The sequence below is a fragment of the Halogeometricum sp. CBA1124 genome, assembly GCF_009741955.1.
In the GTDB taxonomy this organism is placed as follows: domain Archaea; phylum Halobacteriota; class Halobacteria; order Halobacteriales; family Haloferacaceae; genus Halogeometricum; species Halogeometricum rufum.
Window position 1 is genome coordinate 1 of sequence record NZ_WPCD01000066.1, and the last position, 15838, is coordinate 15838.

12 protein-coding genes and 6 pseudogenes are annotated in these 15838 nt (G+C 68.6%); 11 read left to right on the forward strand and 7 right to left on the reverse strand.

The annotated features are described in order from the left end of the window. The 3 genes from GJ632_RS10135 to GJ632_RS10145 form a co-directional block, all read left to right on the forward strand. Nucleotides 1-991 (forward strand): tRNA uridine(34) 5-carboxymethylaminomethyl modification radical SAM/GNAT enzyme Elp3 (locus GJ632_RS10135; RefSeq protein WP_191452850.1); only part of this gene is annotated, 991 nt, incomplete at its 5' end. 154 nt (nucleotides 992-1145) lie between these two features. Then, nucleotides 1146-1463, forward strand: coding sequence for a hypothetical protein (locus GJ632_RS10140; protein WP_231751470.1), 318 nt, complete (start codon nucleotides 1146-1148; stop codon nucleotides 1461-1463). 171 nt (nucleotides 1464-1634) lie between these two features. Then, on the forward strand, nucleotides 1635-2831 hold the full coding sequence (locus GJ632_RS10145) for a mechanosensitive ion channel family protein (protein WP_191452851.1): 1197 nt from the start codon (nucleotides 1635-1637) through the stop codon (nucleotides 2829-2831). Between the two features lie 90 nt (nucleotides 2832-2921). Here GJ632_RS10145 and GJ632_RS10150 read toward each other — a convergent pair whose 3' ends face one another. Further along, nucleotides 2922-3443: a GNAT family N-acetyltransferase gene (locus GJ632_RS10150; RefSeq protein WP_089807297.1), complete on the reverse strand. Its 522-nt coding sequence runs from the start codon at nucleotides 3441-3443 to the stop codon at nucleotides 2922-2924. An 81-nt stretch (nucleotides 3444-3524) separates the two neighbouring features. Between GJ632_RS10150 and GJ632_RS10155 the strand changes: the two genes are divergently transcribed. The 6 genes and pseudogenes from GJ632_RS10155 to GJ632_RS25350 all read left to right on the forward strand — a co-directional run bounded on the left by GJ632_RS10155 (nucleotide 3525) and on the right by GJ632_RS25350 (nucleotide 9426). Further along, nucleotides 3525-4022: a hypothetical protein gene (locus GJ632_RS10155; protein WP_191452852.1), complete on the forward strand. Its 498-nt coding sequence runs from the start codon at nucleotides 3525-3527 to the stop codon at nucleotides 4020-4022. 10 nt (nucleotides 4023-4032) lie between these two features. Continuing rightward, nucleotides 4033-6141 (forward strand): annotated as a pseudogene (gene rqcH, locus GJ632_RS10160) (ribosome rescue protein RqcH). Between the two features lie 185 nt (nucleotides 6142-6326). Next, nucleotides 6327-7042 (forward strand): annotated as a pseudogene (locus tag GJ632_RS10165) (DUF4013 domain-containing protein). A 55-nt stretch (nucleotides 7043-7097) separates the two neighbouring features. After that, nucleotides 7098-7781 (forward strand): DUF4013 domain-containing protein, encoded by a 684-nt coding sequence (locus GJ632_RS10170; protein ID WP_191452853.1) that lies wholly within the window; start codon nucleotides 7098-7100, stop codon nucleotides 7779-7781. Between the two features lie 47 nt (nucleotides 7782-7828). Continuing rightward, nucleotides 7829-8895: pseudogene (locus GJ632_RS10175) on the forward strand (mRNA surveillance protein pelota). A gap of 315 nt (nucleotides 8896-9210) precedes the next feature. Further along, nucleotides 9211-9426 carry a hypothetical protein gene (locus GJ632_RS25350; protein ID WP_343161119.1) on the forward strand — a complete coding sequence of 72 codons (216 nt, stop codon included), beginning with the start codon at nucleotides 9211-9213 and terminating at the stop codon, nucleotides 9424-9426. A 97-nt stretch (nucleotides 9427-9523) separates the two neighbouring features. Here GJ632_RS25350 and GJ632_RS10185 read toward each other — a convergent pair. Continuing rightward, nucleotides 9524-10521 (reverse strand): annotated as a pseudogene (locus tag GJ632_RS10185) (ornithine cyclodeaminase family protein). Nucleotides 10522-10723: 202 nt separating this feature from the next. Next, nucleotides 10724-10972: a hypothetical protein gene (locus tag GJ632_RS10190; RefSeq protein WP_191452854.1), complete on the reverse strand. Its 249-nt coding sequence runs from the start codon at nucleotides 10970-10972 to the stop codon at nucleotides 10724-10726. Between the two features lie 292 nt (nucleotides 10973-11264). On the opposite strand from GJ632_RS10190, the pseudogene GJ632_RS10195 reads away from it, so the two are divergent. Then, a pseudogene (locus GJ632_RS10195) lies at nucleotides 11265-12562 on the forward strand (MFS transporter). A 146-nt stretch (nucleotides 12563-12708) separates the two neighbouring features. Here GJ632_RS10195 and GJ632_RS10200 read toward each other — a convergent pair. The 3 genes from GJ632_RS10200 to GJ632_RS10210 all read right to left on the reverse strand — a co-directional run bounded on the left by GJ632_RS10200 (nucleotide 12709) and on the right by GJ632_RS10210 (nucleotide 15155). Beyond that, nucleotides 12709-14010 carry a DUF6338 family protein gene (locus tag GJ632_RS10200; protein ID WP_191452855.1) on the reverse strand — a complete coding sequence of 434 codons (1302 nt, stop codon included), beginning with the start codon at nucleotides 14008-14010 and terminating at the stop codon, nucleotides 12709-12711. 72 nt (nucleotides 14011-14082) lie between these two features. Beyond that, entirely contained in the window at nucleotides 14083-14640 is a 558-nt protein-coding gene (locus tag GJ632_RS10205) for a hypothetical protein (protein ID WP_191452856.1), read from the reverse strand. A gap of 92 nt (nucleotides 14641-14732) precedes the next feature. After that, nucleotides 14733-15155 (reverse strand): DUF3054 domain-containing protein, encoded by a 423-nt coding sequence (locus tag GJ632_RS10210; protein WP_089807318.1) that lies wholly within the window; start codon nucleotides 15153-15155, stop codon nucleotides 14733-14735. 175 nt (nucleotides 15156-15330) lie between these two features. On the opposite strand from GJ632_RS10210, the gene GJ632_RS10215 reads away from it, so the two are divergent. Continuing rightward, nucleotides 15331-15555, forward strand: a complete 225-nt coding sequence (locus tag GJ632_RS10215; RefSeq protein WP_191452857.1) for a DUF2892 domain-containing protein — start codon at nucleotides 15331-15333, stop codon at nucleotides 15553-15555. Between the two features lie 36 nt (nucleotides 15556-15591). Here GJ632_RS10215 and GJ632_RS10220 read toward each other — a convergent pair. After that, nucleotides 15592-15838, reverse strand: a pseudogene (locus tag GJ632_RS10220) (methyltransferase type 11); the annotation flags it as partial.

Consider the following 15838-nt stretch of genomic DNA (forward strand, 5'->3'; position numbering starts at 1 on the left):
CGACGTGCGAAACATCGGGACGACGTTCGAGACGAAGCCCGACTGGTGCGACCCCGAGCAGATAGACCGGATGCTCGACCTGGGGGCGACGAAGGTGGAAGTCGGCGTCCAGACGACGTACGAGCGCATCAACCGCGAGATGCACCGCGGGCACGGCGTGCAGGCGTCGCTGGACGCCAACCGCCGCCTCCGCGACTCGGCGTTCAAGGTGGGCTTCCACATGATGCCCGGCCAGCCCGGCATGTCGAAGGAGATGTGCGTCGAGGACTTCCGGCAACTGTTCGAGAACGCCGACTGGCGGCCGGACTACCTGAAGATATACCCGACGCTCGTCGTCCGCGACACCATCACCTACGACATGTGGCGGCGCGACGAGTACGACCCGCTGGACAACGAGGAGGCCGCGGACGTCGTCGCCGAGGTGATGGGGATGATTCCGAAGTACACGCGCCTCCAACGCGTCCAGCGGGACATCCCGGCGGACTTCATCGACGCGGGCGTCTGGAAGTCGAACCTCCGCCAACTCGCCGAGCAACGCGCCGAGGAGAAGGGCATCGAGGTGAACGACATCCGCGCCCGCGAGGTGGGGATGAACGACGCCGACCCGGACCCCGAACGCGTCGAACTGCAGGTGGAGACGTACGAGGCGGCCGAGGGGACCGAACACTTCATGTCGTTCGAGGACCCCGCCGAGGACCTGCTGGTCGGCTTCTGTCGCCTCCGATTCCCGCACGACCCGGTCCGGCGGGAGTTGGCGGACGCCGCCCTCGTCCGCGAACTCCACGTGTACGGCTCCGAAGTCGGACTGGGCGGCGACGGCGACTGGCAGCACAAGGGGTACGGCCGCCGCCTCCTCGGCCACGCCGAGGAGATGGCGCGCGACGCCGGCTACGACAAGGTGAGCGTCATCTCCGGTATCGGCGTCCGCGAGTACTACAAGCAGAAGTTGGGGTACCATCAGGACGGGCCGTACGTCTCGAAGCGGTTCTGAGGTGTGGCGGTTTTTTCCACCAGGTTTTGCGGGGGCGAGCGGAGCGAGCCCCCGGAAAAAGTGGGTTGTGGTGACCCGGACCCGCCGCGGGGCGGCGGTTCGACCGCCGCCGGCGAGTGCGACGACTTTTGAGGCTCGCCACGAATCCTCGGACATGGTCTCGCTTCGCGGTCCCGCCTGGGTGGGTGCCGCCGGGTTCGTCCTCGTCGCCGTCGGCCTCGGGTTCCTCCTCACGGGCGCGCCAATCGTCGGCATCGGCTTCTGCGCCCTCGCGGTCGGACTCGTCGCCGTCGCCGTCCGCGACGACGACGAGACGGACACCTCGACGCGCGCGGCGACGCCCGACGAACCGGCCGACGACGCCCTCGCGACGCTCCGGGAACGGTACGCTCGCGGGGACTCTCGGACGCGCAGTTCGAGGCGAAACTGGAACGACTCCTCGAAGTCGAGACGCGTGAGGACCTCGAGGTGAGCGTCGAACGGCGGACCGAAGCGGTCGAAACAGAGCGCGAGTGAGTCCGCCGTTCCGACGGCAGACGTATCAGATTTGATTTCTGTCCGTCGGACTTATACGTAACCGCCTCCGCCTCTACGACGATATGGGACGCGACGCGACTGCCGTGCGGTTCCGGGGGCGGTCCTGATGCAGGTGGGGGAGTTCCTCGCGACGGCCCGGTCCTCGCTGGCGCAGGTGGCGACGACCGAGGCGCGTCTCGGCGCGACGGCGGTGCTCGTCGGCTCTGCCGTCACTGTCGCACTGTTGCTCGCACCGCGGGCGGTGACCCGCGCCGCCCGCGAGTTGGACGACCGGGTGCTGTCGGACCCGCGGATACCCGACTCGGTGTCCGAGGCGCGGTGGGTGCTCCCGCCGTCGGTGGTCGTGCGAACGCTCCAGACGGGCGTGTTCGTCGCCGCGACGCTGGCCGTCCTCGTCGTCTGGGGGCGCGAGGACCTCGCACTCGCGGCGACGGTGTTGCTCGCGAGTCTCGCGCCGGTCGCGGGGCGCGTCCTCCTGACGGCGGCGCTGTTCGTCGGCGCGTACGTCGGCATCGACGCCCTGGAGTCGTGGCTGACGGCCTACGCCGCCGGCTCGGACCGCATCAACGAACATCAGGAGGGCATCGTCTTCCGCGTCCTCCAGTTGGTCGTCCTCCTCGCGGTGGGACTGGCGACCCTGACCGTCTGGGACGCCGAACTCGGCAGCCTCCTCGTCGGTGCCGGCTTCCTCGGCATCGTCGTCGGGATGGCCGCCAGACAGACGCTCGGGTCGCTCATCGCCGGGTTCGTCCTGATGTTCTCCCGACCGTTCGAGATCGGCGACTGGGTGGAGATAGACGGCGAGGAGGGCATCGTCTCGGACATCACCATCATCAACACCCGTCTGCGGAACTTCGACGGCGAGTCGGTGGTGTTCCCGAACGACCGCGTGACGAAGGCGACCATCACGAACCGGACGCGCCGGGACCAACTCCGCCTCACCGTGGAGGTCGGCGTCGACTACGAGACGGACCTCGATCTAGCCGTCGGCGTCGCGGAGGCGGCCGTCGAAGACCTGGGCGTCGTCGCGGACGTGCCGGCACCGAACGTCCTCCCGACGACGTTCGGCGACTCGGCGGTCGGGCTCACAGTTCGCTTCTGGATAAAGCACCCGTCCGCGCCTCGGCGCGCGAAGGCGAACGCGGCCGTCGTGCAGGCGGTAAAGGAGGCGTTCGACGGCCGGGGAATCAAGATACCCTACCCGCAGCGAGAACTCGCGGGACGCGAGGAGGCCGGTGGGTTCGCCGTCCGCGACGGCGTCGAGAGCGAGGAGCCGCCGACGTCGGTCAGTACGACCGACTGAGGCCGGCGGACTGGCGCGTCTCGGCCGACCGCCTTCCGACCGGCCGACGGGAGAGTCGACCCGACCCGCGGACCGTCGAGACGGCCGGCGTCACAGCGACTTCTGCATCGCGATGTGCGGGATGCCGGCGTCGTCGAACTCGTCGCCGAACGCGCTGTAACCGAGCGACTCGTAGAACGGCTGGACGCGCCGCTGAGCGTTGAGCCGCACCCGCGAGAACCCCACCTCGCGGGCCTCGCGTTCGGCGGCGGCCATCACGCGGCGGCCCCAGCCTTCGCCGCGCCTGTCCTCGGCGACGACGACGCGTTCGACCTTGGCCGTCTCCTCGTCGTACGCGCGTATCCGCGCCGCGCCGACGACGGTGTCGTCGTCGTAGGCGACGAGGTGCGTCGCGTCGGCGTCCGGTTCGTCGTGCTCGTCCCACTCCAGTTCCTCGGCGACGCCCTGTTCCTCGACGAACACCTCGCGGCGAATCGAGAAGGCGTCGTCGCGTTCCGCCTCCGTCTCGGCGACGAACACGCCCGTTCGCGGCGACTCGGACGGGTCGTCCCCGTCCGTCGCGCCGGCCGCGGCGTTCTCGTCCGTCTCGCCGTCTTCGTTCCGGTCGGTCACGTCTCACCCAACGGCCCCCTCCCGACTGAGCGTTTCGGCTTCGGGCAAAGACTCAACACTCGCTTCGACGAACGTGTCGGTATGGCCTCGGGCACCCCGTCGACGACGATACAGTCGCTCGTTCTCGGGCGCGACCCCGAGCAGTCGGTGCGCCTCACCGCGGTGGCCGCGGGACTGTTCCTCGTCGTCTTCTTCCTGCACCTGCCGCCGAGACTCGTCGGGAGCCTCTCCGTCCCGTTCGGACTGTTCCTCCCCGCACTCGTCGCCATCTGCGTCCTCGTGGCCGCCGTCGGCGCGTTCCTGAACGACGGCCTCCTCGTCAGCGTCGCCCTCGCGAGCGGGCCGAGTCTCGGCTTCTACCTGCCGCTTGCGCTGTTCAGCCTCACGACGCCGCAGAACACCGTCGCCGAGAGCCTCGCGTTCGGAACCATCTTCGCCGTCGTCTGCGGCGCCGTCGGGTTCGTCGTCGGCGCGGGCGTCCGCCGACTCGCGCGCGATTCGGGTGGGGGACGGCCGCGGACGGCACGTAGCCCGCCACGCGCGTCGCCCGAACGTGCGGCTTTTCAGCCGCGCCCGTGAATGCGGGGGTATGGACCCGAAGCGGGAGTGACGAGCGTCGACCTCTCGGCCCTCGTCACCGAGTTGAATCGGTACGAGGGGGCGAAGGTCGACAAGGCCTATCTCTACGGCGACGACCTGCTTCGCCTGCGGATGCGCGACTTCGACCGGGGTCGCGTCGAACTCATCGTCGAAGTCGGCGACGTGAAACGGGCGCACACGGCCAAACCGGAACACGTGCCGGACGCTCCCGGGCGGCCGCCGAACTTCGCGATGATGCTTCGGAACCGCCTCAGCGGAGCCGACTTCGCGGGCGTCGAGCAGTACGAGTTCGACCGCATTCTCTCGTTCGACTTCGAACGCGACGACGAGGACACCACTATCGTCGTCGAGTTGTTCGGACAGGGCAACGTCGCCGTCCTCGACGAGACGGGCGAAGTCGTCCGCAGTCTGGAGACGGTGCGGCTGAAGTCCCGGACCGTCGCCCCCGGCGCGCAGTACGAGTTCCCCTCCTCCCGGCTCCATCCGTTCACGGTGAGTTACGAGGGGTTCAAGCGTCGCATGGAGGACTCCGACACCGACGTGGTGCGGACGCTGGCGACGCAGGTGAACCTCGGCGGCCTGTACGCCGAGGAGTTCTGCACCCGCGCGGGCGCGAGAAGACGATGGACATCGCCGACGCCGGCGACGAGGAGTTCCGCGCCGTCTACGACGCCATCCAGTCGTTCCACGAACGCCTCAAGTCGGGCGACTTCGACCCGCGCGTGTACGAGGAGGACGGCGCCGTCGTGGACGCGACGCCGTTCCCCCTCGAAGAACACGCGGCCGAGGGGCTGAACAGCGAGTCGCACGACTCGTTCAACGACGCCCTCGACGAGTACTTCTACCGACTGGACCGCACCGCCGAGGACGAACCCGAGGAGGAACCGGGGTCGAACCGCCCGGACTTCGAGGCCGAGATAGAGAAGAAACAGCGCATCATCGAGCAACAGGAGGGAGCCATCGAGGGGTTCGAGCAACAGGCGCAGACGGAACGCGAACGCGCCGAACTGCTGTACGCCAACTACGACCTGGTGGACGAGGTGCTGTCGACGGTTCGCTCGGCCCGCGAGGAGGACGTGCCGTGGGACGAAATCCGTCAGACGCTCGAAGACGGGGCCGAACGCGGCATCCCCGCCGCCGAGGCAGTCGTCGATGTCGACGGCGCGGAGGGCACCGTCACCGTCGAACTCGACGGCACGCGGGTCGAAGTCGAGGTGGACACCGGCGTCGAGAAGAACGCCGACAGGCTCTACACGGAGGCCAAGCGCGTCGAGGGGAAGAAGGAAGGCGCGCAGGCGGCCATCGAGGACACCCGCGAGGAACTGGCCGAAGTGAAGGCCCGCCGCGACGCGTGGGAGGCCGACGACGACGAAGAGGAGGAAGACGAGGAGTCGGAACCCGAGGACGTCGACTGGCTCTCGCGTTCGTCCATCCCCCTCCGCACCGAAGAGCACTGGTACGAGCGGTTCCGCTGGTTCCGCACCTCCGACGGCTACCTCGTCATCGGCGGCCGCAACGCCGACCAGAACGAGGAGATAGTCAAGAAGTACCTGAACAAACACGACCTGTTCTTCCACACGCAGGCGCACGGCGGCCCCGTCACCGTCGTGAAGGCGACGGGCCCCTCCGAACCGTCGCAGGCGGTGGAGTTCCCCGACTCGACGAAGCGGGAGGCGGCGCAGTTCGCCGTCTCGTACTCCTCGACGTGGAAGGAGGGTCGATTCGAGGGCGAGGCGTACATGGTGACGCCCGACCAGGTGTCGAAGCGCCCGAGTCCGGCGAGTACATCGAGAAGGGGTCGTTCGTCATCCGCGGCGACCGGACGTACTTCCGCGACGTGGCGGCGGAGGTTCTCGTCGGCGTTCAGTGCGAGGGCGAGACGCGCGTGCTGGGCGGCCCACCGACGGCCATCGAGGGCCGTGTGGAGACGGCCGTCCGCCTGCAACCCGGTCGCTACGCGCAGAACGACGCCGCGAAGATGGTGTACCGCCGCTTCAAGGAGACGTTCGCCGACCAGTCGTTCGTCCGGAAGGTGGCCAGCCCGGACAAGATTCAGGAGTTCCTCCCCCCGGGCGGGAGCGAACTGCTGGACGACTGAGAGACTCCGCCGTAGCGGACCTAATACTCAGTTATTCCGACTGTACGGGTCTATATTTATCTCGTGAACCGACGTATCTTCCCCCGAGCGCACACTCCGTCCTCACGACCGTCGAGACGGATGCACGATAGCGAACGGCTACCTGGCCGATGCGAGTGCGGACGCGAGCGCGCTCGTGAAACAACATGATTAGCGATTCACTCAACTACCTACGAAACGACGAAGACTGGGTAAAGACGGTCCTCATCGGTGGCGTCCTCAGCCTCCTCAGCGTCCTCATCGTCCCCACGATTCTGGTCGCGGGGTATCTCGTCCGGGTCGTCCGCGCGACGATGCACGGCGACGAGCAACCGCCGGCGTTCGACGAATGGGGTGACTTGGCGGTAGACGGCCTGAAGGCCGCGGTCATCGCCATCGTCTACGGGTTCGTCCCGACGCTCATCGCCGGCGTGCTGGTCGGCGGTGCCGTCTTCACCATCGTGATGGGCGACGCGGCGGGGTCGAGCGGACTGGCCGCTCTCGGCGGCCTCGGCATCCTCGTGGGCCTCCTCGTCTCGTTCGTCCTCGGCCTGCTGGCGGCGTACGTCATCCCGGCGGCCGTCGCGAACTTCGCGGAGACCGACCAGATGGGCAAGGCGTTCTCGTTCGGCGACCTGCGCCCCATCCTCACCTCGGGTAAGTACTTCACGGCGTGGGTGAGCGGCTTCGCCGTCATCTTCGTCGGCGCGTTGGTCGCGGGCGTCTGAACGCCATCCCGGTGCTCGGCCTCATCGCCGGCGGGTTCCTCGGCTTCTACGCCGCGGTGGCCGCGTACTACCTCATCGGGACCGCGTGGGGCGAACTCCACGACATCGAGATGCGCGAGAGCGAGGAACGGCCCGACGAACAGGCCGCTATCTGAGCGGAACACGACTTTTGATAAAGAGTTAACTTATCGACGGGTGTCGATTCGGCCGATGCTAGGTGACGCCCTGTCGTACCCGCGGAACAGTTCGGACTGGATACCGACGATTCTCATCGGTGGGCTGCTCAGCGTCCTCAGCGTCCTCGTCCTCCCGGTGTTCGTCGTGCAGGGCTACTCGCTCCGCGTCATGCGGAGTGCGGCGAAGGGCGAAGAGGCCGCCCCGTCGTTCACGGACTGGGGGGGCCTCGTCGTGGACGGACTCAAGCTATTCCTCGTCAGCCTCGTGTACGGCCTCCTCGTGTTCGTCCCGATGGCTCTCGTGGGCGTCGTCCTCGGATTCGGTTCCGCGCTCTTCTCCGACCCCACGACCGGTCCGAGCGCCGCGTTCGGGGTCGCCACGCTCCTCGGGTTCGCCGTCGTCGGCCTGTTCGGCCTCCTCGTCGGCTACTTCGCCCCCGCCGGGTACGCCAACTTCGCCGTCGAGGACTCCCTCGGGGCGGCGTTCGACGTCTCGACCATCGTCGCGGCGGCGACGACGGGCGAGTACTTCAAGGCGTGGGTGTTGGCCATCGTCGTCGGTGTCGTCCTCGGTACCGTCGGCGCGGCACTCTCAGTCGTCCTCGTGGGTATCTTCGTCATCTTCTACGCGCAGGTCGTCACCTACTACCTGTTCGGCCGCGGGTTCGCCGAGGGTCTCGGGAAGAAGCGTCGCGGTGTGGTCGAGTCCGACTACTGAACGGACGGTATAGCAGCACCTTTCCCCGCCGGCCCCGCACGTCCGACATGCGCATTTCGAGTCGCGGACGCGGCGAGGAGGGCCGCGAACGCATCACGCTCGTCCCCGAGAACGTGGACGACCTCTGGCACCTCTCGCACGTCCTCGAGTCGGGCGATTTGGTCTCCGGCGACACCACTCGCCGCATCCAGCGAGACGACGACCAGATGCGGGACACGGGCGGCCAACGCGAACACATGCACGTCACAATCAGCGTCGGCGACGTGGAGTTCGCGCGCTTCGCCAACCGCCTCCGCGTCGGCGGCGAGATAGTCGGCTGTTCCCGCGAGGACCAACTCGGGCACCACCACACGCTGAACGTCGAAGAACACGACGAGGTGACCATCGAGAAGCACTTCAAGCCGGACCAGATCGACCGCATCGAGGAGGCCGAGGAGGCCGCCGAGAACCCCGACGTGGTCATCGCCACCGTCGAGGAGGGCGAGGCACACATCCACACCGTCGCGCAGTACGGCACCGAGGAGCGCTTCTCGTTCACCGCGCCGACGGGGAAGGGCGAGTACGCCCGCCCGCGGTCGGAGTTGTTCGCGGAACTCGGGAAGGCCCTGTCGCGGATGGACGTGGACGCCATCATCCTCGCGGGACCGGGGTTCACGAAGCAGGACGCCCGCGACTACGTCGCGGAGAACCACCCCGACGTGGCCGAGAAGATGACCGTCGTGGACACCTCCAGCGTCGGCGACAGGGGCGTCCACGAGGTGCTGAAGCGCGGCGCGGTGGACGAGGTGCAGACGCAGACGCGCATCTCGAAGGAGGCCGACCTCATCGACGACCTGATGGAGGGCATCGCCACGGGCGAGAAGGTGGCCTACGGAATCGAGGCAGTCGCCGAAGCCGCCGAGTTCGGCGCGGTGGAGACGCTCCTCGTCCTCGACGAACGCCTGCGCGAGGAACGACAGGGGCAGGGCGACTGGGACGTGGACGTGAACGAGGTCATCCAGAGCGTCGAACGGCAGGGCGGCGACGTCGCCGTCTTCTCCTCGGAGTTCGACCCCGGCCGCCAACTGAGAACCTCGGCGGCATCGCGGCCATCCTCCGCTATCGGTTGCAGTGAGGCGCGCCCGCTGTCGGCCCGCGCCACTCGTGCGGACGCCCGCCGCCTCGAACGTCGGCAGAACGCCTTTGCCCGGAGAGTGCCAACGTCTTGCATGGAACGCGGTGCAGCGTCGGCGGCGATACGGCGGGTCGACCGGTACCTCGACCTGACGTTCTTCGCCGGGATGGAGATATCGGCGCTCGTCGTGCCGACGCTGTGGATGCTTCTGGCCGCCCGGCCGGCGGAGGCGGTGTCGCTGTCGGCGATGACCGCCCTCTGCGTGAGTCCGTTCGCCGTCGCCGCCTTCCGCGGCGGGTACGTCGGCGACGCGACGTGGCCGTCGCCGGGTCACTTCGGGACGATGCCCGCGCGCTCCGCGTACTACAGTCTCGTCGTGGCCGGGGCGACGTATCTCGGCGTCGCGCGCAACTCGTCTGGGGGTCGTTCGTCCCCGGCGTCCTCGTGCCCGCAGTCGTCTGCGCCGCCGCCCTCTCGGCGATGCCGCGCGTCCTGCGGACCACGGCCCGGGTGGCCCGCCTCTCGTTGTAGTCCGCCGCATCGGCTGTGGAACGGGCGGCGACGCTCCGTCACACGCGCCGACGGCGAGGCGTCTCACTCGCTCGACGCTACGTTCGTCAGCAGCGCCTCACTCCCCGGTCAGCGCCTCGCTCGCGGGCGCGAAGTCGAGGGTCGTCCCCAGTCCCTCCGCCGTCGCCTTCTCGTAGAGGAGGTACGCGCCGGCGACGGTTTCGATGCCGGTGCCACCGCTGTCGAAGACGGTAATCTCCTCGTCGTCCTCGCGGCCCGGCACCTCGCCGGCGACGATTTCGCCGAGTTCGGCGTAGACGTGGTCTTCGTCCACCACGCCCTCCTCGACGGCGTGGAGGAACGACCCGGCGTCCTGCGTCGCGCGCGCCCGCAAGTCGGGAACGTACTTCGCGCGTTCGATGGTCGTCGTGTCGAGTTCGCGCTTGCCGGGGGTGTACTGCCCCATCGCGGTGACGTGCGTGCCCGGTTCCAGTCTCTCGCCGTCGAAGACGGGGGCGGAAGCGTTCGTCGCCGTGACGACGACGTCCGCGCCCTCCACCGCGGCGGCCGCCGAGGCGACGGCGGCAACGCTGGCGTCGAGTCGGCGGTCCATCTCCCCGGCGAACTCCTCGCGGTGTTCCTTCGTCGGAGAGTAGACCCACACCGTCTCGACGTCGCGGACCGTCGCCGTCGCGCGGAGTTGTCCGCGGGCCTGTGCGCCGCTTCCGATGATGGCGACCGACGTCGCGTCCTCGCGCGCGAGTGCGTCGACGGCCACGGCGCCCGCGGCACCGGTCTGAACGGGTTCATGCTCGCGCCGTCCACGAGTGCGAGCGGTTCGCCCGACTCCGCGTCGAACAGTGGAGTCATGAACCAGGCGTCACCCGCGCCGAATCCGGCGCTGTACGTGTAGCCGCCCATCGCCCCCGTGTCCGGGAGGACGGCGGCGTACGTGGTGAGAAAGCCCGGCGGGTCCTCGTTCGTGAGTTTCGTCCGCGGTTCGGCCTGCGCGCCCTCGCCTCGTTGTCTGTACCCCTCTCGCACGGCGTCGACGAACTCCGCGGGAGTCGCCAGACCCGACACGTCGTCGCTCGTCAGAAACAGCGTCTCAGTCATGGGCGGCCCAACGCGGGCCAGCGTGATGAACGTGCGGGCGTCGGCGGTCCCGACGTGGTTCGTGCGACCGTCGGGCCGGGAAGCGTCGGTGCGAGAGCCACCCGAGGCGAGCGCCGGGGCTCACGCGAAGTGCGGTGTCGGAAGGAAGTTGGTCGAGAATCGATAGTCGCGGACGGGTCGTCGGTGTGACAGGGTCGGACGACTAGTCCGCGTCGACGGGCGTCGCGGGGTTCGAGTTCGAGTTGGCCGAACTGTTCGTATCGATGGGGCGTCGCGTCTGGGTGGGGACGGGCCCGTTGACGAACAGCGCGTGGCCGACGATGCAGGCGGCGACGCCCGCGGCGATTGGGACGGCCTGGGTGAGGCCGAATCCGGCGGTGGTCAGCGTTCCGGTGAGACCGAGGAGTGCCACAGGAATGAGGCCGAGAACGTAGTCGTAGTACCCTGTCATAATACATGTATTACTACGAAGACAGGTGATATAATTCTTTCCCATGCCTGACCCATACAGTCGCAGTCATATCCAGATACTATTTCTATAACTTATGATGTCGAAGCGGTATCACAGCATTTTTGAGTTCATTTTTCAGTCCTTTATCTACAGATAGAAATACAGTCTCTCCGGCGACGAACCGGACTCCGGTCGCGGAGACTCACAGACTGCCCACATCGGAGCGTTCAACTGTGCCGTCGTTCGACTCACCGACGTGAACCGGAACGACCGTTCGATAGTTGCGCTCGTGATGCTCGCCCACGGGATGGTGCACACGTACGAACTGTCCATCCCCATCTTCGTCTCCATCTGGCTGACGGAGTTCGACGTCGTCAACCTCGGACTGACGCAGTTGGAGGTGACGGCGGCGACGCTCGGGTTGGTCGTGACCGCCGGCTACGGGCTGTTCGGCCTCGGGGCGCTTCCGGGCGGCGTCCTCGTGGACCGCATCGGGTCGCGGCGGCTCATCTCCGTCTGTCTGTTCGGCATGGCCGGGTCGTTCGTCCTCCTCGGTCTCTCGCCGAACCTGCTCGTCGTCACGCTGGCCCTGCTCTGCTGGGGGGCGGCCGCGAGCGTCTACCACCCGGCCGGCCTCGCCTCATCTCGAAGGGCGTGGACGAACGCGGGACGGGATTCGCCTACCACGGCATCGCCGGCAACGTCGGCATCGGCCTCGGCCCCCTCCTCACCGCCGTCCTCCTGATGTTCCTCGACTGGACGACGGTGGCGATGCTGCTGGCGCTTCCCGCCCTCGGTGCGGCCGCCTACGCGTTGCGCGCGCGGTTCGACGAGACGGCCGCCGTCGACGCGGGCTCCGGCGGGTCCTCGAAGGCCGACGCCGGCGTCGACTCGTTCGCGGAGTTCGTCTCGGAGTCCAAGCGGTTGGTCGCGGGCGGCTTCGTCGTCGTCTTCCTCGTCGTGATGAGTTCGGGGCTCTACTACCGCGGCGTCCTGACGTTCCTCCCCGACCTGCTGTCCGAAATCGACCAGTTCGCGGCCGTCCCGCTGGCGACGCTTCTGCCGGCCGGCGTCTCGGACCTCCTGGGCGTCGAGGCCGGGTCGGGTCGGACGCTCCAGCCCGAGCGCTACTTCTACTCCGGCCTCCTGATGGTCGGCGTCCTCGGCCAGTACGCGGGCGGGAAGCTCACCGACCGCGTCCCCCTCGAGTGGGGCCTCGTCGGCGCGTTCAGCGGGCTGGCCGTCCTCGCGGTGCTGTTCCTCCCCGTCGTGAACGCCGGCCTCGTTCCCCTCCTCGCCTTCGGCGCCGTCCTCGGCTTCTCCCTGTTCGTCATCCAGCCGTTCTATCAGGCCACCGTCGCCGAGTACACGCCCGCCGGGACCCGTGGCCTCTCCTACGGCTTCACCTACCTCGGCGTGTTCGGCGTCGGCGCCCTCGGCGGCGCTCTCGCCGGCGCAATCCTGACGTACGCGACGCCGGCGGTGCTGTTCACGACGCTCGCGGGCATCGCCGTCGCCGGCGCCCTGTTCGGCCTCTACCTCGCCCGCAAGCGCGAGTCGCCGTCGGCCGCCGAAGTGGCGTCGGACTGACGCCCCTCACGACTGTCTCGGCCGCCCGTCCGACTCCGACTCGTCCGGCTCCGACTCGTCCGGCTCCGACTCGTCCGGCTCTGACCCGACCGCTCCGTGACCGCCGAGCAGTCGTTCCGTCCGCCCGAACCCGAACCAGTAGGAGTTCACCGGCTCGGTCGACCCCGGTTCGGGGTCGGCGGGTCCGACCGGCTCCCGCAGTCGAGACGAGACTGCCCCGACGGCCGTCCCCTCCGCGCCGTCGCGCGTTCGAACGGATACGACACGTCTCGGCTGGCGTATCGGACGGCGTCCGACGCCGACCGGAGCAGACGCGCGGCCCGCTTCCGGAGCGACTGTCTGGGCCACCACAGTTCCGAGCGGCGGGCGTGCGCGAACTTCGAGGCGTCCACGTGGTCGAGGTCCGCGAAGAGGTCGCGCAGCCACTGGAACGCGGCGAAGTGTTCCGACTCCGACTCGTTGCCGTCGAGTACGAGCGAGCGGACGGTTCCCTCGGACACGGTGTAGACGGTCGGCGGCGCGGTCCCGTCTGCCGGTTCGACCACGGCACCGACGGCGAACTCCCCGGACCCGGCTTGGGTGGCAGCGAGGAGCGTCCCACCCGCCCGCTCCGGCGGGCAGTCGCGGACCAGCGGTATCAGCGCGACCTGCCACTTGTAGTTGTTCTTGTAGACGAGTTCGTGGACGACGGCGTCGTCGTCCGCCAGCGTGAACGTCTCCGCCAGCGTCCGCCGCAACGTGTCGTAGTCCGAGTCGGCCCGGAGTCGGGCCCGCCACGCCTCGGCGTTCCGCAGCGGTCTGAACGAGTCGACCTTCGGGTAGCCGACTATCTTCTCGATGTGCTCGGCGTTGAGCAGGATCGAGAACGCGTCGGCGTTGCCGGTGAGGTCGAGCGGCTCCCACGGCGCTCCCCAGCCGTCGCGGCGCAGCGGCCGGTTGATGCGAACCTCTCGACGCGGGTCGCCGTCCGTGCTGTAGTACCTGAGGCCGCCGTAGAACTGTTCGCCGTCGGAGAGTTCTATCAACACGCGGTCGGCGTCGCGCAGGTGGTTCAGCCACGGCGACTCGGGCGAGCGTTTGATCTGGCGACTCTTCCACAGCACCGCCCGCGCCCTGTCGGGGAGGTCGTACACGAGGACGACGGCGTACGCGCCGCCGAGGACGAGTGCGAGTCCGAACAGCACCACCACGAGTTCGGACAGGTCGGTCAACGCGGCACCCACCGCGGCGTCCTCGGCGAGCAGGTTCGTAATCGGCGCGGGGTCGCCGCCGGTGGCGAAGTAGACGGCGTCTATCAGCAGACTGGAGATGAGACTCCAGAGCAACAGCACGAAGCCGTCGACCTTCCGGTTGAGAAAGCCTCCCGAGAGGCTCAGGGCCATCGTCGTCGCGATGAACCCCGGTGCGACGAGCACGCTGGCGACGACGACGGACTCGACGGTCGGCAACGATTGAAGCGGTGTCGGGTTCACTTCTGGCTCCGTCGGCTCATTCGGCGGCTTCGTCCCCGTCGTCGGGGGTTAGCTGGACGACCACGTCGGCGCGGTGACCGGCGGCGCCGCCGACGCACCGCGTCTCGACCGACGTTCGTCTTCGGCGAGGACGTACGCGAGGCTGAACGACGGGCTCGGATTCCCCTTCGACGTGCCCGGCTTCCCCTCACCCTCGTCGACGCCCGGATGCGACTCCTCGTCGCCGCGTTCGCCGGCGAGCGTGGCTCCGCCGGTGGCGGTGAGGTCCTCCTTCGGCCGCGGGTCGCCGCCGATGGTCCCGCCGCCGCCCTCGCCGCCGAACGAGGTGGTGTCGGCCGAGCCGAGGTGCTCCGGTGCCAGCGGCTCCCCGCCCTCCGTCCCACTCCGCCACTCACCGTCGAGCGCGACGTAGTCGTCCAACCCGTCGTCCGCTTCGGCCGGGGAGACGAGTTGCGGGAGGAACCCGTGCTCCAGCACGTCGACGAGCGACGACTGGTCCCCTCGGATTCGAACCGTCAACACCGCGTCTCTCTCGGGGTCGAGGCTGTGCAGCGCGTCTTTGAGGTGTCTCCCTCCGTCCCAACTGTTCGTCATGGTACGACCCATAGAGAGACGCTAGCAGACGACATAACTGTTCACACGGCAACACGACCCGGAGAGACGAGCGAGCGCACAGAAGGAGACGGCGACGGCCGCGGTCAGCCGAGGAGTTTGAAGTAGAGCCAGCGCCACGCGACGAGGGCGAGGAGGCCCGTCGCGAGGATGACGGCGGCGAACGTCCACGCGAAACCGCCCTCGAACAGGGGGGACGCCCGGAGGCCGAGTCCGAGTAACCCGCCCGGAATCCACCCGCGAATCGCCAGCGGGATGGCCGCCTTCGCCGTCTCCGCGGCGCCGGCGGAGTACGCGCCGATGAGGACGCCGAAGAGACCCCACCCGAGGAGGAACGGGACGAGCGTGAGGAGCCACCCCACCGGTTCCGCCGAGAGGTAGTCCACGCCGTTGTGGTTCACGACACCGATGGTGAGCACGAGCGCCAACGCGAGGAAGTCCCCCACGGCGAGTGGGAGGGCGTCGGCGTCGAGTCGTTGGTCGAGGAACGAACCGTTCGAGGTTCCCATATCTCTCACATCCGAACGCCCCCACATGACTCTCTCGCTTTCGGACGCGTCGGTCGGCGCGGGTGCGAGCGGAACGCGCCGAGAGCGAGGCTATCGGCAGGTTCGAAGGACGCCCGCCCCGCCGCGGACGTGTCCGCGCCAAACTATTACGTCCCGTCCGTCCGTAGCGTCTCGCATGGACCGCCCACGGAACGTCGGCGGCGCCGACCGCGCCCTCAGGGGCGTACTCGGCGTCTGGCTGACCGTCGTCGCCGTCGCGGCGTATCTGGACGACCGGCGCGTCACCGCCCTCGTCTCCGCCGTCGCCGGCGCGGGACTGCTACAGAACGCGGCGACCGGATTCTGCGGCTGCAACGCCGCGCTGGGTATCGACACCACGACGGACGCGGACGACGAGTGAGGGCGACCCCGCCCCGCGTCCGGTGACTGCGAGTCCCTACTCCTCGTCGGTCGTCGCGGCCGGTACGCGGCCGGCGACGACGTACTCGAATCCCTCGGAGACGATTCGGGCAGTCAGGCCGGCGCGTTCCAGCACGTCGCAGAGTTCGTCGGCCGTCCAGAACTGCGAGTCGAACCCGACGGCGCGTTCGGCGAGGACGAGGCCGCGCCCGCGGAGCGTCCGCGGGCCGAACTCCTGAATCACGACGACGCCGCCGGGCGCGACGACGCGCACCATCTCGCCC

Excerpts from the sequence above, each read along its gene's own strand:
- GJ632_RS10205 (WP_191452856.1), bottom strand. The coding sequence starts at position 14,640 with ATGGGTCGTACCATGACGAACAGTTGGGACGGAGGGAGACACCTCAAA.
- GJ632_RS10210 (WP_089807318.1), bottom strand. The coding sequence starts at position 15,155 with ATGGGAACCTCGAACGGTTCGTTCCTCGACCAACGACTCGACGCCGAC.
- GJ632_RS10170 (WP_191452853.1), top strand. The coding sequence starts at position 7,098 with ATGCTAGGTGACGCCCTGTCGTACCCGCGGAACAGTTCGGACTGGATA.
- GJ632_RS10190 (WP_191452854.1), bottom strand. The coding sequence starts at position 10,972 with ATGACAGGGTACTACGACTACGTTCTCGGCCTCATTCCTGTGGCACTC.
- GJ632_RS10215 (WP_191452857.1), top strand. The coding sequence starts at position 15,331 with ATGGACCGCCCACGGAACGTCGGCGGCGCCGACCGCGCCCTCAGGGGC.
- GJ632_RS10155 (WP_191452852.1), top strand. The coding sequence starts at position 3,525 with ATGGCCTCGGGCACCCCGTCGACGACGATACAGTCGCTCGTTCTCGGG.
- GJ632_RS10145 (WP_191452851.1), top strand. The coding sequence starts at position 1,635 with ATGCAGGTGGGGGAGTTCCTCGCGACGGCCCGGTCCTCGCTGGCGCAG.
- GJ632_RS10140 (WP_231751470.1), top strand. The coding sequence starts at position 1,146 with ATGGTCTCGCTTCGCGGTCCCGCCTGGGTGGGTGCCGCCGGGTTCGTC.